Origin of the sequence: Microcoleus sp. Z1_B2 (assembly GCF_036700325.1) — a bacterium.
Classification (GTDB): Bacteria; Cyanobacteriota; Cyanobacteriia; order Cyanobacteriales; family Microcoleaceae; genus Microcoleus.
Genome location: NZ_JAUBOQ010000005.1, coordinates 141,375 through 156,531, shown reverse-complemented (window position 1 = coordinate 156,531; position 15,157 = coordinate 141,375). Strand labels below are relative to the sequence as shown.

At 48.5% G+C, this 15,157-nt stretch carries 15 protein-coding genes, 1 tRNA gene and 1 pseudogene; 4 read left to right on the top strand and 13 right to left on the bottom strand.

Annotation, left to right across the window (positions count from 1 at the left end):
• Positions 1-176 precede the first annotated feature (176 nt).
• The 3 genes from QT984_RS04560 (at position 177) to QT984_RS04550 (ending at position 3,497) form a co-directional block, all read left to right on the top strand.
• Positions 177-638 (top strand): SH3 domain-containing protein, encoded by a 462-nt coding sequence (locus tag QT984_RS04560; RefSeq protein ID WP_333057961.1) that lies wholly within the window; start codon positions 177-179, stop codon positions 636-638.
• Positions 639-1,085: 447 nt separating this feature from the next.
• Positions 1,086-1,262, top strand: a complete 177-nt coding sequence (locus tag QT984_RS04555) for a hypothetical protein (protein ID WP_293253839.1) — start codon at positions 1,086-1,088, stop codon at positions 1,260-1,262.
• 657 nt (positions 1,263-1,919) lie between these two features.
• Positions 1,920-3,497, top strand: coding sequence for a peptidoglycan-binding protein (locus QT984_RS04550; RefSeq protein ID WP_333057962.1), 1,578 nt, complete (start codon positions 1,920-1,922; stop codon positions 3,495-3,497).
• 174 nt (positions 3,498-3,671) lie between these two features.
• Here the strand turns inward: QT984_RS04550 and QT984_RS04545 are convergent, their stop codons facing one another.
• From QT984_RS04545 to lipA, 3 genes and pseudogenes are all read right to left on the bottom strand, one after another.
• Entirely contained in the window at positions 3,672-4,199 is a 528-nt protein-coding gene (locus QT984_RS04545; protein ID WP_006632310.1) for a transcriptional repressor, read from the bottom strand.
• Positions 4,200-4,663: 464 nt separating this feature from the next.
• Positions 4,664-5,929 carry an RNA polymerase sigma factor SigC gene (sigC, locus tag QT984_RS04540; RefSeq protein WP_333057963.1) on the bottom strand — a complete coding sequence of 422 codons (1,266 nt, stop codon included), beginning with the start codon at positions 5,927-5,929 and terminating at the stop codon, positions 4,664-4,666.
• An 871-nt stretch (positions 5,930-6,800) separates the two neighbouring features.
• Positions 6,801-7,676, bottom strand: a pseudogene (gene lipA, locus QT984_RS04535) (lipoyl synthase); the annotation flags it as partial.
• A 91-nt stretch (positions 7,677-7,767) separates the two neighbouring features.
• Here lipA and QT984_RS04530 point away from each other — a divergent pair.
• Positions 7,768-7,841, top strand: a tRNA-Pro gene (locus QT984_RS04530).
• A 78-nt stretch (positions 7,842-7,919) separates the two neighbouring features.
• On the opposite strand, the gene QT984_RS04525 is transcribed toward QT984_RS04530, so the two are convergent.
• The 10 genes from QT984_RS04525 to QT984_RS04480 all read right to left on the bottom strand — a co-directional run bounded on the left by QT984_RS04525 (position 7,920) and on the right by QT984_RS04480 (position 15,153).
• Positions 7,920-8,243, bottom strand: coding sequence for a flagellar alpha dynein (locus QT984_RS04525; protein WP_333231460.1), 324 nt, complete (start codon positions 8,241-8,243; stop codon positions 7,920-7,922).
• Between the two features lie 32 nt (positions 8,244-8,275).
• On the bottom strand, positions 8,276-8,569 hold the full coding sequence (locus QT984_RS04520; RefSeq protein WP_333270887.1) for a hypothetical protein: 294 nt from the start codon (positions 8,567-8,569) through the stop codon (positions 8,276-8,278).
• Positions 8,570-8,660: 91 nt separating this feature from the next.
• A complete protein-coding gene (locus QT984_RS04515) occupies positions 8,661-8,954 on the bottom strand; it encodes a hypothetical protein (RefSeq protein WP_333270890.1) in 294 nt (97 codons plus the stop codon).
• A gap of 140 nt (positions 8,955-9,094) precedes the next feature.
• Positions 9,095-12,070, bottom strand: a complete 2,976-nt coding sequence (locus QT984_RS04510; protein WP_333053790.1) for a DUF5906 domain-containing protein — start codon at positions 12,068-12,070, stop codon at positions 9,095-9,097.
• A 142-nt stretch (positions 12,071-12,212) separates the two neighbouring features.
• Positions 12,213-12,608 carry a hypothetical protein gene (locus tag QT984_RS04505; protein ID WP_333053789.1) on the bottom strand — a complete coding sequence of 132 codons (396 nt, stop codon included), beginning with the start codon at positions 12,606-12,608 and terminating at the stop codon, positions 12,213-12,215.
• Positions 12,609-13,030: 422 nt separating this feature from the next.
• Positions 13,031-13,303 carry a hypothetical protein gene (locus QT984_RS04500; protein WP_333053787.1) on the bottom strand — a complete coding sequence of 91 codons (273 nt, stop codon included), beginning with the start codon at positions 13,301-13,303 and terminating at the stop codon, positions 13,031-13,033.
• Complete coding sequence (locus QT984_RS04495) at positions 13,296-13,841, bottom strand: hypothetical protein (protein ID WP_333053786.1); 546 nt, start codon at positions 13,839-13,841, stop codon at positions 13,296-13,298. The genes QT984_RS04500 and QT984_RS04495 overlap by 8 nt, the downstream gene beginning before the upstream one ends.
• Positions 13,832-14,095, bottom strand: coding sequence for a hypothetical protein (locus QT984_RS04490; RefSeq protein ID WP_333053785.1), 264 nt, complete (start codon positions 14,093-14,095; stop codon positions 13,832-13,834). Before QT984_RS04490 ends, QT984_RS04495 begins: the two co-directional genes overlap by 10 nt.
• A complete protein-coding gene (locus QT984_RS04485; RefSeq protein ID WP_333053783.1) occupies positions 14,096-14,605 on the bottom strand; it encodes a hypothetical protein in 510 nt (169 codons plus the stop codon).
• Positions 14,602-15,153 carry a hypothetical protein gene (locus QT984_RS04480; protein ID WP_333373364.1) on the bottom strand — a complete coding sequence of 184 codons (552 nt, stop codon included), beginning with the start codon at positions 15,151-15,153 and terminating at the stop codon, positions 14,602-14,604. The genes QT984_RS04485 and QT984_RS04480 overlap by 4 nt, the downstream gene beginning before the upstream one ends.
• Positions 15,154-15,157 lie beyond the last annotated feature (4 nt).

Below are 15,157 nucleotides of genomic sequence, written 5' to 3'. Positions count from 1 at the left end.
TAATCACTTGTCAGTGGGCAGTTACCAGATTTTACTCAATATTCAGCAGTCAACACTCAACCTTCTTCCTTCTTCCTTCTTCCTTCTTCCTTCTGCCCTCTGCCTTCTGCCTTCTGCCTGACATCCGTTACATCCGTTACAGCATCCGTTGCCGAACTTCCTTCATTTGCGGTTTTATGAACACTGTATATAGCGTTTTCAAATTTTTAGTGGGTTTTCTGCTCGCGATCGTCCTGATGGCAGGTGCTAGCGTGGCTGCTGCACTTTACTTTGCCGCTAAGCTAACTACTATCCCCGAAAAACCTGTTTTTTCCAACGACAAAACACCAGCTCAGGTTGCGGGCGCTGCGCCGAAGTCAACAGCCCAGGCTAGCCCTGTTTCTACATCTAGCGATGCCCCGTCTCCCAAACCGCTGGAACCGGGAGCTTACCGCGCGATGGTGACTCAGCCGATCGGCTTAATTCTCCGCGATACTGGTAGCCGAGACTCGAACCGCATTGGCGGTGTTGCTTACAAGGAAAGAGTCGTAGTTTTGGAAGAGTCGCCCGACAAAGAGTGGCAGCGAATTCGCATTGAGGATGGCAATCGCGAAGGTTGGGTCAAAGGTGGCAATACTGAAAGAATTGAGGGCGAATAGGAATTAGATAACAAATATACTCATCTCATTGTGAGGGCAGCGAACCAATCGCAGTGTGAAAATTGTTCACCAACGCCGGGTTTTTTCCTGTGTATTGTTGCCAAGGGCTATATACACATTTATTGCAAAAAGTCAAGTTAAATTTATTTTCGATATTTGAGATTGCAGTTTGATGCGCTGAGACTGCGGGTGCGATCGCCCCTGCCAAATCCTGAATTTGACATAAAAGCCCAGCAGACAAAAGGTTTCAAGAGCTCAAAGTCAACATAAAAACTTGAAAAAACATAATTTTAACTTATGTAATTCAGGAGAGTATGTTAAGAAAATTAGCAAAATTTTAAGGTTAGTTGCAAAACCCAGGCTGTTGTCACCGCTGAACAGGTAAGAGTGGTAGCTTGGATTACAAGATGTAAGTTTTCTGCTATTGAGCTAGCAACAATAAAAAATATGTACGACAAACGTCCCGATCGAGATTTGGCGACTGCTGCTGTTACTGCGGCTTTGGGAGCTGGGGTCGTTACCTCTTTTGCCGTGAGCAGAGGCCAAAACCCGCTGGTAGCCCTCGCAATTACTGTTTTTGCAGCAGGAGTAGCTGTAATTTGCGATCGGTTCGGCTTAATTTAAGCGAGCGTCGATTTTTTAATACACAGTCAACTTACGAGATGTTACACCATTCTCAATAAGCTTTTTATGAACAGGCAAGAAGCCTATTCCACAAGAAAATTCACTCTTTGTGGAACAGGCATCTTGCCTGTTCTTAAGAATGATGCAAGATGTGAGCTTATCAAAAAATCCCCGCCCTATTTGCAACTAGCAAAAGTGGGGATTTTTAGTGGCTAGTTTTTTCGTTAATCAGCGGTACTTTCCCAGACGCACTCGCCACATGAAGAAGCCGCGTTTCTTAACAAAAAACCTGCGATTTCAGGCTCTTTACCCGACAACAAATTAAGGTGAGGACAACCTGCGCCCAAGTCTTGTGGGAATTTCTGCGGCAGCCAGATAAAATATTAGCCAGCACTACCCCAGAACTTAATTGTCTTTTGACCTTAAAGGCTAAGACTATGCCTGCAAACTTTTTTGCTGAGTCTCGCGTCTCTAGAAGCAGCAATGCTATCTTGGTTGTTACCTGTAATTATTTTTGACAGTAAATTTTTTAGAAAAACGGGTGCTTCGCGCTTTCCCAGTAGAACTTAGCGTTGATAAAATCCAAGCCAAGCGTGCTAAAAATGATTTTTGGCAGTTTGCTCACACAACCCACCCACAATTTCACACTAAAAAATTATGGAATCTCTTGCTTACCTCGAACTTGCTCTTGTTTGCGAAGCACCCGCCGAGTCGAAAATTTTTGATGAGCCCAAGTGGCAAAACCTATCGAGTCAGACTTACGTCCGTTTGCTGTCTGTGGCTTTGATGCTGTCGGTTTTGAGTGCAGCCGGTTCGGCTTTTGCTCAAATAGATCCGGGATATCCAAATTTGCGCTCTGTTCAAGACAGGTTGCGGGAACTCGGTTATTTTCCCAGATCATCGACAGGTCAACTCGGCCCGGTAACAAAACAGGCGCTGACTAACTTTCAGCGAGACTATCAACTGTCGCTGACTGGTAGGCCCGATCGAGCTACTGTGATCGCACTCAACAGTTTTGCCGGGGACGATCGACCTTTTAATACTATTTATACAAATTATCGGGAGCTGCGTTTTGGAGACGCGGGTGCAGATGTTTCAGCTCTCCAGCGCAGGTTAAAGCAGCTAGGCTACTTCAGCGCCCATCCCACAGGGAGTTTTCGCGAAGTTACTCAAAATGCGGTTAGATACTTCCAGCGAATTAATCGACTGCGGGTGACTGGAATTGCCAATAGGCAAACTTTAGCTTTGCTGTTTGGTTCCACCCGGCCGATTCCCCCCGTTACTCTTCCGGGGGATATTTCGGGAAATGGCGGTTGCAAGGGGCTGCGGTTCGGGGACAGAGGGGCGACGGTAGACTTGATCCAGCGGCAATTAAAAGCTTTGGGCTATTTTGAAGGCGGCGTTGACGGCAAGTTTCGGGAACGCACTCTCTACGCTGTGACTCGTTTTCAGCAAGATTACAATCTCGTTTCTGACGGCTGCGCTGACACTGCTACTTTGACTGCTATAGATGCCCAGATGAGGCAAGCTCAAATTACCTCATGGACTGAGGAAGATTATCAACAGAGTAATGCCGGAGATTTTCTGGAGTTGGGCGACAGAGGCCGAGAAGTAGAATTTGTCCAGCGGCGGCTGCAAGAATTGGGTTATTACAGGAGCCAGATTCACGGTTGGTTCGATCGACCAACTCAAGCAGCTTTGATCCGCTTTCAGAGAGATAGCGGGATGTTCGGGACTGGAAGAGTCGATCGCAGCACTCGATCGGCTTTGTGGCAAGGCAACAGGCAGGCCTCCGCGCCTGTGCCGCAAATTGCCGCTGGTTTGCGACGGGGCGATACTGGGCCTGCTGTCCGACAACTTCAGTCTGCGCTCAGAAGTCTGGGCAAAAACCCCGGCCCGGTGAACGGAGTATTTGGAGCCGAAACCGAGTTTGCCGTGCTGTCGTTTCAGCAGGAACGCAATTTGTCACCGGCGACGGGTATTGCCACTCCGGCGACTTGGGCTGCGCTCCAAAACGGATTAGCTGGGCGGCTAGCTGTTCCTGCTGTTCCAATTAGCAGCAGTTTCAACTCTCGTCGATCGAGCATTCAGCAATTACAAAGGCGGCTGCAAGACCTCGGCTTTTACACAGGCTCGATCAGCGGAGTTTTTGATACTCCCACGAGAGACGCCCTCGATCGAGCTCAGCGCAGTTACGGGGTCAGCAGCGACGATTTGTTGAGCCAAACTTTTTAGCCCCAGCCTTGCGGCTACATCAAGGAAATCGGGTTTCTGCTTTCCGACTCATTCCTGAAATGATGTATTTTTCCTAAGAAACCCGGTTTCCGCGTAACTGCGATCGCACTTGGGCTACCGATTTTTGTTAAAAATTGTAACAAGCCGTACTTAAAATGCGAAAATAGTGTACCGTCACTCGATTGAATCCGGGGCGCTGCTGCCGTTTTGGGCGATCGACCTCGGACAAGACCAATTGCTAGAAACCAAAGACGGCCATCCCATCCGCAAAGCTTCGTGGCACACCGTATGAATGGTTAGCTGGCAGTCTAGCAGGTGCAACCCAGACTTTTCAGCTTGCTTCATGCCAATTTTCAAAATCGAATCGTTGTTAAATTCGATCGTTCTGTTGCACTGAACGCAGACTAGGTGGTGGTGGTGATGCGGGTAAGGCTGGTTTATTTCATAGTGTTTGTGACCTTCTGCTAGTTCGAGTTCGCGGAGGAGGCTCATCCTTGCCATTAACTTTAAAGTTCGGTAAATGGTAGACAAGCTAATGTTTTCGCCGCGATTTTTTAACAAAGTGTACAAATCCTCCGCACTCAGGTGATTGCCTTTGGGGAGGTTCTGAAACACGTGCAAGATGGTTTCCCGTTGGGGAGTCATCCGCCAGCCTTTGTCATTGAGTTCGGATTTGAATGAGGACGCGGTATAAAGTGCCATAGTGACCCTCTCAAGAAAGTCTGCCTATTGACAATAATACACAACGATCGAGATATTTTGCAAATATCGCAGCTTATTGAAAAAAGATTGAGGAAAAAATTTGGTTTATGATATTTATTGACTTTTAACCAGCTTTATGAATGATATCAAATCCGGTAGCATCGGAATTATTCCTCTCTGTATTCTCTCCCTCTGCGTTCTCTGCGCCCTCTGCGGTTAAATCATTCCGATAGAACCGGAAACGATATGAAAGCATCCAGGATACAAGCCCCCGGATTCATCCGTGGGGTCAATTCTTTAATCTAAAATCTAAAATCTAAAATCTAAAATCGATTGACTTGCTGCAGAGGACAGAGAAGCTGTTGAGAAGTAAATATTGTTACTTCTGCCGAATGCCTCATGCCTTCTGCACAAGTGCCAAATGCCTTGATCCCTGATTAATCGCGCTGACTGACCGCCCAAATTTAAGTCAAAGACTCCAGATAGTCGCGGACGCGGTTGCGACGCTTAGGTTGGCGGAGTTTTTGCAAAGCTTTGGCTTCAATTTGACGCACTCGTTCGCGGGACAAGTCGAGGGCGCGACCGATTTCTGCCAGCGAATAGGGGTGTCCGTCACCCAAACCAAAGCGCATCAGAATTACATCTCGCTCGCGGCTGGTCAAATCTGCCAGCAATTGCTGCAAGTCGCGGTGCAGAGCTTCTCGCATCAGCATTTCTTCTGGGGAGATGCTGTCGGTTTCGAGCAAGTCGCCCAACTCTGTATCTTTTTCGTTGCCCACTTTAGTTTCCAAAGAAACAGAACGGGGGACTCGCAGCAAAACTTCTCGGACTTGGGGCGCCGTCATGTCCAACTCAACAGCGATGTCTTCGATCGTAGCTGTCCGACCTTTTTCTTGAGAAATTTTGCGCTGGGCTTTTTTGATTTTGTTCAGTTTTTCGGTGATGTGGACGGGGAGGCGAATGGTGCGGCTTTGAGTGGCGATCGCCCGCGTAATTCCCTGCCGAATCCACCAGTAGGCATAGGTGCTAAACCGATAGCCCCGCGTCGGGTCAAACTTTTCTACAGCTCGCTCCAGTCCGAGAGTACCTTCTTGTATTAAGTCGAGCAATTCTAAACCGCGATTTTGATATTTTTTCGCCACCGAAACCACCAGGCGCAGGTTCGCCTTAATCATGTGGTCTTTCGCTTCGATGCCTTCAGCTTGAACTCTTTCGATCGTCTCAACCGTCATCTCGGCTAACTCGGCCCACTGGCGCTTGCCTTCGGCCATAATTCGCTTGAGTTCTGGCACGTCACCGACGCCGGCAGTTAATGCCCAGCGTTCCAAGGAAGGTTTGTGTCCCAACTGTGCGGACAAGCGATCGCGCACTTCAATTAAATGCACGAAACGCGCAATTAGCCCTTCTTCCTGGGAGGCGACGGTGTTGCGTAATTCCAGCAATTTGATATAGCGCTGAACTTTTTGAGCTTCCGAGACTTCTTCGTCTCTACCCAAGAGACGAACCCGACCTATTTCTTGGAGGTACAGGCGCACTAAATCTGTAGTGCGACGGTTGGCATTTTTTTGCAATTTGGCTGCTGGGTCTGCATCTTCTGTCTCTGCTGGGTCTTGGTCGAGCAGTTCGTCTCCAGCTTCTTCAACATCTTCATCCAACACATCACCTGGCAAGGGATTGACTCGCAGTTGTTCGTCGAATTCAGCTTCAGCGTAAAAAGAGGTGGCTGGCATAGTGATTTTCTCAGTGGCTCCGGTGAAAAGATGCTACGCTTGGCGGTTATTTATAATTAAGATGCCCACTTGGTTAAGACGAAGCATCACCGCTTTGTGTTTCTTTAGTAACTTTCCTGACTTTTTTGCTGTTGGAGAGATCGAACTTTTGCTGCCCCACTTGTTTTACCAAGATTCTGGAAAACGCTAAGAACTTTCTGATGTAACAGGTTGAAGGCCCGAAAAGTGTGTTGTACTTCTTTGTTTATGTAGCTAGTATAGATAGTGACTCGCTATAAACAAGTGACGTTAGTCAGAAGTTAAGTTAATCTTCATCACCGATTACCTGGTTCCCGATCACTTCGGAAAATTAGCCATTTTTTTAATAAAACTTTATATAACTCGGCGCTCTTGATTAAATACGCTGCCGTGAGCGCGGAAGTTTAATCCATTATAGAATATGGGTCTCAGAGTTGCTAGAGTCCCCTGTACCGAGTTATTGGCTGACGCAAAAACCGGGTTTCTCGATGTCTTTTGCGTAAGTCATGAGTTTGAGGGGGCGATCGACCGATAATTGTTTTGCTATGGGCTGCTGCTTCGGGCTTAACATCAGGCCGAGAACCCCAGCATCAGAAACGGGGTTTTTTGCACCATGCCGTCACAGAAAGCGCAGGTTTTTCGTTGCTGTTGACTCGATCGGGTCTTAAAGCCCTGGACGTAGGGGTGCGTCGAAACCGGGTTTTTTCACCAAAATACTTGATTAAAGCCCTAAATCTCGGTTAAAAAACCCGGTTTCTTTGTGGGCGAGTGGCTCAATCCTATCTTACTGAGAATGGTGCGATCCTCTTCGAGGGCTTCGCTAACGGGCGCGAGTCAACTCAAATTAAAATTGCTAGCGTGGGTAAAGTTTCATCAGTTCCCTCACCTGTTCGGCGTGATAGGAACTGCGAGTTAAGGGAGAAGCGACAACTTGCAAGAATCCCAAAGATTCGCCAAACTTTCTCCAAGCATCAAACTGTTCTGGAGGCACAAAGTTTTCGACGTTCAAGTGCTTTTGAGTCGGTTGCAGGTACTGTCCAACTGTTAAAATATCGCAGCCGACAGCCCGTAAGTCCTGCATCGCCTCCCGAATTTCGGCGTCTGTTTCTCCGAGTCCCACCATGATGCCGGATTTGGTGTAAACCCCAGGTGCGAGTTCGCGGCTTCGCTGCAATAGTTCCAAGGTGCGATCGTACTTTCCTTGCGGCCGCACCTTCCGGTAAAGTCGCTTTACGGTTTCGGTATTGTGGTTGAGTACCTCTGGCCCGGCTGCGAGAATAATTTCTAAAGCTTGCCAGTTGCCACACAAGTCGGGAATCAAAACTTCTATAGTTGTATCGGGCATCGCCGATCGCACTGCTTGAATGCACTCGACAAACTGAGACGCGCCCCCATCCGGCAAATCGTCCCGGTTGACAGAGGTAATCACGACGTGGTTGAGTTTAAGCCGCTGCACCGCTTGGGCCAATCTTTGGGGTTCTGTGGGATCTAAAGGTTGGGGCTTTTTCTCAAAATCGATGTCGCAGTAAGGACAGGCGCGGGTACAAGCCGGGCCCATAATCAAAAATGTCGCAGTACCTGCGTTGAAGCATTCGCCGATGTTCGGACACGACGCCTCCTCGCAAACCGTATTCAGGGATAAATCCCGCAAAATTTCTTTGACGTTGCCGACGCGCTCCCACTGGGGGGCTTTAACTCGCAACCACTGGGGCTTAACTGTCACGTCTGTCTCCGCCTGAGTAGTGTTTTACAAATAATTATATACGAGGTTGCTAAATTTTTACTTGAATGTGATAAGCTTAAAATCTAGTGACTAATTTCGGGATGTAGCGCAGCTTGGTAGCGCACCTCGTTCGGGACGAGGGGGTCGCAGGTTCAAATCCTGTCATCCCGATTGCTTTTAACTCTTCACGGGTAACGGGTTTCAGATTTATTACCTTCTTGGACATTTGACTTTCCGCTCATCTTTCGCTCAGTCCGACTCTTCTAAGTAGCTGAGTATCTCCAACAGTGCCTCCATGTCAGCCAAGTCTGCCCTCGACTTTTTGCGCCGCGCTTTCAACTGGTTGAGCAAGTCGGCCGGCTCTGGGAAATCGGGAAAATTTTTCCTGGCTGCATCATTTTTTGATTTTTGTCTCAGGTCGGAGAGTTCTGTCTCAAGTCCCTCCCGATCGCGCCGCACTTCCTTGAGCTCTTGCTCCAACATCTGCACCTTCAGCCCTAAATCGCCGTTGCGCTCGTGTAACTGATTCAGTTCTTTATCCCATTCTGCAAGCTGCTTGTTGGCCGCTTTCAATTCCTGCCTGAGTGATTCATCGTTGCCGTCACTCAGGCACTCAATTTTCCCAAGCGTTCTTCAATCCCTGCTAACTTAGCTGCTAGCAGAGTGTCTAGTTTATTGTCTAGCAGTTTGTCTAGCACTGGTTCGATGTCCAAAATTTCGGACACTTGTGTTTGAGGTTGGGTTAGCGGCGCCGCTATTGCTTGGTTGGCCGCTTGCTCTAAAGTTCGCACTACCCAAGCATTGACGCTCAAACCCTCTGCGGCTGCGACATCTTTAATGGTTTCGAGCAAGTCTCGGCGGCCGTCCAATCTCAAGTTAAGCTGGCATCTGTCTGTCATGTCTAGTACCTGTCTAGTGATTGTCTAGTTAGATACTAGCACCTTGTCTAGTCATTGTCTAGTGATTGTCTAGTTAGATGCTAGCACCTGTCTAGTAGTCGTCTAGTTGGTTAGCACCGAGTTGTTCCAGACGTTCTTCAATGACAGTTATTCGTTGAATTAGTGGGGCAATGCGATCGGATATCAGTAGGTCTACACTTTTGGCGGTCACTGTAGACACGAGGCTTGTGTCACTCTCTGTAGCCACCGCTGTAGACGTGCCTGAGACTTCCTTGAGAATGCGTTGTGCAGCTTGACTAAGCGACTCACCGTCTAGCTTCTGAGCTTCTATCCAGTTCAGGAAGTGACCGGATGCCCTGAATGATACGACTTGACTCTGACTCATTGTAGACACCTGTATACAGTATTTGTCTACAATAACTGATGTCTGTCTACAGTGTCAACAGTTTGTCTACAAAACTTGTAGACACGAAAATCCCCCAATTAAGGGGGAGAGGAATTGAGCCGTTAGTTGTCAGGCAGTGGCTAAATTTTCCGCAGGTCGCAGAAGAGCATGGAGATTATCCGGCCGCCCTTGTGTTTTTCGCGCTCTTGCCAGTCAACCTTGCAACTGATGCTCGTATGAATCTCAACGATGCGGCCGTGCCAGTTGTAGCTAGAGTCCTCTGGCTTATTGCCAGCCACTTTGTCTCCGACTCTGAATGCTTTGAGCGGGTCAGAACATGGGATGCCAGTGAGTAGTTCTGTCAATTTTTGCTTGTCGGAATCCGAGAGTTTGGAGAAAGAATTACAAAAGTCTAACAAAGTTGGGTTTAGTGCTCCAGCATCTCCAGCAGCGCTCTGCGTAAGGATTGTTTGCTCCAGCGGTGCTCCAGCAGAAATTTCTTGCTGGAGCACTGCTGGAGACGATATCCTTGCTGTGTCTACTGCTGGAGATGCTGGAGCACTTTTTCCACTTCTTTCAGACTTTTGTTTGCTGATGCCGACATAGTAAAAATCACCCATTGTCCGCTGACCTTCAAAGCCCCGTTCTGTGTGCCGATGCTTCTCCAGCTTGGGAAAAATCTCACAAAGGCGGGCATATAACTGGTTGATAGCTTTCACAGGTTTGTCCCACTGGTTAGGTAAATCATTCCAAACCAGTTTGTCCTTGCCCTTCTCGTTCCACTCAATCTCAAGTATCCCCGCCTCTTGATACCACTCTTGTAACTCGCTCCATAAGTCTTTGGCATAAACGCGATCGCCCTTGCCAGCTTCATACCCCAAGTCCCTCACAAACTGCCACAAGTGCCGGCTTTCCTCTTGAGCTTCCCGCATCGCCTCACGAGTTGCCTTGTAGTCAATCCCCTCTTTCAGTAGCAGTGGCAACCGCTCCAACATCTTGTTGAGCATCGCCGGCGCAATCCGCTCAAGGATAAAGTTCTCATCATCCTTAAAGCGCGGGTCAGCCTCTAATTCACCCTGAGACGGGTCAGCATTATGCTTGTAAGTTTTCTTGAAACTCAGGATGCCGTAGCGGTCATCAATAGCGGCCGTCCCTCCAGTGATAGAGGGTAGTTTGTTGCAGTTGGCTAAAAAGATGGCCGCAGGTTTGTATTCGTAGCTGTCCTTACCTTTAGGTTCAATGTCGATCGGGTCGCCAGTGATGAACTGTTTGAGACTCTGAATATTGTCGAGGTCTACTTTTGCAGTGTTCTCAAAAGCCCAATTACAGAGCCCCCCTAGCAGACCGGACAGATTGAACTTGCGGCCATTGTCATAGGATTTGAAGTCTGACAACGACTTGTTAGTCATTCCCCTCCCCAAAACAGCGGCCAACACAGCTCGCAATGTATCTTTGCCATTAGACCCCTCGCCGTGGCATAGCAAACCTTTAACGCCCCGTCCCGTCAGCTTGGAGCGAACAAGCTTCAAATTCAACGCAGCAGCAGCAGTCCGCAAAAATACCTCACGCTGCGACGGCTCCAAGCATTCTAAAAGGCGATCGCAGTCCGTCGCGTCAATGTCAGGGTCATACGTGCAGCCAACATAGGTATAGACCTGGTTAGGGTCATGTGGAACAAGCGAGTGAGAACCGTCAGGGTTAATTTTCACTACCCCTTTAGTCGTGTTCAACCCATCAGGATTGATGGTATTAGGGTCTACGGCCACAGCTAAGAGCATATAACTGTAGACTTCATTGACACTGGCAGTGTTTGCACGGTTGCAGCGATATTTCCCTTTGACCAATTCAGAGTAAGTGCTCAGCCAGTCAAGAATACGCCGCTTCTCAATAGCTTCCGAGCGCAGTTCGTAATGAGTCCCGATGAACTCAAAAAGTTGTCCTGCTATTGAGGCCCAGGGCGTGTCAGAGTACAGCGCGTCCACAGCTTTCTGCACGTAGTTTTGCTCTGGAGTCGGTGCAGTGTCTGGGATGTAGTCGCTTCCACTACTGTCATACTTCTGGCATACTACTTCTTCTCGCGTGCGCGGGTGAGGAGTTAAAGAAATATTAGGAGTTAATTCCGTTGCAGCGTCGTTGACTACTTCCTCTACCAGTCGGATGAATTCCTCGCTATCTATGGCTTCCAAGATTTCTCTGATGTCTCCCGCTTCTGGGATGTCTGAGTAGATGTCACATGGGTCAACAACCACACAAGGGAACTGGATGTGACGGGCAACCAGCCAAACTTCTTGACCCTTCTTGATACCCGCGTCATCGTTATCGCGCAACACTGTAACACTGACGTTTTTGCCTGTCGCTTGCAGAGTTTCGAGCATTATCTGAATTTCGGGATGACTCCAATTGGAACCTTGCAGAGTCAGGGCCGCTGTGCCGATGCCCCGTGCAAGTTCTACGTTATTTTCCCCTTCAAGCATCAGAACGAGAACGGGTTCACCGTCTGGTAGTGCTTCTAGTAGTTCGATAACTTCATCAATCCGATATGCTGGCCAGCGAGCATCACCCTTGCTCCAGACTTCCTTGCCGCTAGGGTCTATGTGAATTTGGCGGCAAGTTTTGTCGCGTCCCTTTGGCTTACTTGCATCGGGCCAATCAAACCGCAAAACCTTTTGAGTGTCGCTGTAGGCGTAGGTGATTTGTGTGGCACTGTCGGGAACGCCTTTGGGAACGTATTTGGGTTGTTCGGTGCGAGGTGGTTTTCCGGGTGCGGGTAATCTCAGAAGTTTCGCGCCGATCGGAACTGGTACGGGTCGATATTCCTTCTTTTTGGCTTTTGGTTTTTTTGCCGGTGGCGCGGGATTGTCCTCTTTTTTGCACTCTGCCAAAAATTCAGCCAGTGGTCGGATAGCTTCCCGAATATCAGCGGTTGAGCAAGCGTTTGTCCAGCACTGGTACTTACCGTTCTTGTGGTCAATCCCTAAGCTATGACCTTCGCAGACAGGGCAAATATAGTAATTTTTGGCTTTGCCTGGTTCCAGCTTGTCCAGATGGTCGCGGATGTCGAATTTTTTGGGGGTGCTTGAAGTTTGGTCGTTGTTCGGAGTAGAATTGTCGTACATAAATTTGGCTCGCCCCTACGGCGAGTTGAATGTGGATGAATCCTCAAAACCGTTGCGCTCAGGTACCAATTGAAGGCAGCGGTTTTTTGGTGTCTAGAATTTGCTGAAAATTTAGAGCATAGGAGGTACCGCTCCGCAAACTTTAGTAAGCGGACGCAGCTACGAAATCACAACGCTGTCTCTGTGGCGGCCAATGTCGGTCTAGGAGACTTTGCTTTATCTCTTCAAAGGTAAAGTCCCGGCGTTCAGGTACTAGATTGTTGTCTAGGGTTGATGCTAGACAAATTAGCAGAAGTATTGCAGGGCTGAAGGAAGCTAGCAGTAGGGCGAAGGTAAGGTCAATCCAATTGCTTGCAAAGGTAACAATTATTTCTATTCGGGCAACAATACGCTCTTCAGAGAGTCCTCGCTTCCGGAAGGCATTAATGGTGTCCTGTACAAGCTCTGCTACTTTCTCTATCGCTTCTTGCCTAGTCTTTGCCCCTCGCGTTCGGGATTCAATCATGCGAACAAGTGCGGCTGCCGATTGCGGAGCCATATTTCTAGTTGATGGGCGGATTTGTCGAATCAACCACTTGTTCATGAGAACCAATTTTACAGGGATAGAGAGTCCTGGCTTAAGAGATATTCCCGCTCTTTCTGGAGCTGAGAGTGTACCTGGTTGATAGTCATTCCAGATTCACGGGCAAGTCTAGTTAGTAGAGTTCCCTTGGGTCGGTAAGTGTGAGACTGCGAGCCCTTATGAGTTTGCCGAGTGCGGCGGGTAAGGGCCCGCTTGCTGCGAGTTCCCAGTTGGGGGTAAAAGATTAAGTTCATAGGTGATAGTGCAACGAACCAACCCTAGGGTTGTGCGTATACCTAGTAGCGTCAAAGTCTCTTCTAGTCTAGCTTTGAGAAGTAAAATATTTTGCCGAGCCCTAGGGTTCGGCAAAACCTTACACCGATGAATTTGTTCGGCTACTACCTATCGCCCTGACCACCTAAAACTGCATCCCACGGTCGAGGTTGTGGTTCCCCTGGTGTTGCCGGGACTGCTACCCCAAGCTGAGGCAATTGCAGGTCATTGAGGTAGTAAGCGTACTGATTGTCCTCCCCCCGTTGCGGGTAGAACTTGCCGTTAGTTTTCCAAAAGAAGTCCTTGCCTCGCAGAACTGCCAAAACTAACTCTATTTCTGACTTGGTACCAGTCAATCTTAGGGCTGCTGTGGTTGGGATGTTTGGCTGTTTAGTCATTACTTTTCCCCTCAAACTGATTGAGTAGATTTTGCAATTTGACCTTGCCTTCTGAGAATTTACGTCCCCCCATTTTGAGTACATTCTCAACAATCCAAGTCACAGACTTACCCGCTTCCATCGACTTACAAACTTCCAAGTATATAGGGTAATCAGGAGAGTCGGAAGGGGAAGCGGTTTCCTGTAAGTCACTGCTGTATATAGCTTCCAGTGCTTGACGGCTGGCTTCCACGTCAACACCAGGGGAAGTCAGGATAAGTTCAGCTTCCTGCTGTCTTTGTTGCTGTGAAACGTAGACGCTGGTGCTGATTTCATCCTCTACATCTGCCTTGATTGCCCTCAGTTTCAATTCCTCAATCTCTCCCTCGTCTGCTAATTGACGGGCGATGTTGCCAGCAGAAACTGCACAAGCAATTGCAGCACACAAGCTGACACCTTGCAGTGCTTTGTGAATGTCTAGCTTTTTGTCTAGTGCTGCTAGTGGAACCAACCACAGCACGACAGAGGACGCACTCAACACAAACAGTTTTAGCTGCATAGAAACACCCCCAAACCAATCAGCAACATCGCCAGACCGCCGATGAGAACTGCTTGCAAATCAGCAACTGTAATCTTAAGTAGTTTGCTCAGGGAATAGTCCAGCAACCAGCTCAGCCCCCACGCAATTGCCATCGCTGCTAACAAGAATAGGACTGCTTTCATTGCCATCGGATGCAGACTCGCTATCCACCCCAGAAGGGTGAAAGCGACGCATCCGGCAAGGAAGTAATTTGCCAGATACATCGCTTTCATTTAGTTAGTCCCTCCTGTGAGTTTTGCCTTGATTTCATCAATGCGAGTCCGAGCATCGCTGTCAGCTTTGTCGATACCTAGTCCTAGGCGGGCATAGCCGGGACGCAAACTGTGCAAGTGCTTAGCCAGTCGAGTGTCTGAGCGTTTTTTGCCCAGTTCATTATCTGCCACAACACCCTCATATTTGCGGTGATGCCGGTGAACTTTAGCATCGGCTTCTTCAACTTTTGCCAGTGCTTCATAGGCGCGTTTAGACTGTTTTGCACCGTCTGTTTTCTCCTTTGCTAAATCCTTCATGGCGTCCGCTTCTTCTTTGGTGAAGTAGCGCGGTGCTGGCACAACTGGAACACTACGGATGCTGGAAAAGTTACCAGGATTTAGCGGTGTGATAACACTTGCGTCGGTGCTTGCCAAAACTTTGGATTTGTCGATTGCGTGTCCGCCGTCGTTGCTGGCAGTGAGTTTTCCAGCATCAGAATTGCCGCCGAATAGGCGTAGTTGTAAGCTCATAATTTTGTCCCGATTTGAATGTTGATGCGAACTGGGGAGGGAAATAAATTCAGGGGATTGATTTGACGCCACATAGACATAGCCAGCACAAACACTCCCGTCGATGCGAGTATGAGTGCGATGAGTTGCCCAAGGTCAACCCAGTCTAAAAAGCTGGTGGAATTCTGGCGGGTGAAACCGCACACAGGGAACGAACCGTCGTTAGTCCAATCTAGGGTGTCTACACTTTCTAGAACTGTGTCTAGTGGTGCAGTCAAGGTATACAAGCAGTCGAACTGCTTGCGACTACTTGCGACTGTTTGTATAACTTCGGGTACTGTGTCAAGCAGTTCAGGCACTGCGTCTACACTTCCTAGAACTGTGTCTAGTGGTGCAGTCAAGGTATACAAGCAGTCGGACTGCTTGCGACTGTTTGCGACTGTTTCACCTGTGTCTAGTGGTATGTCTAGCACTGCGTCTACAGTGTCTACAGTCGCTGTGTCAAGCAGTTCAGGCACTGCGTCTACACTTCCTAGAACTGTGTCTAGTGGTGCAGTCAAGGTATACAAGCAG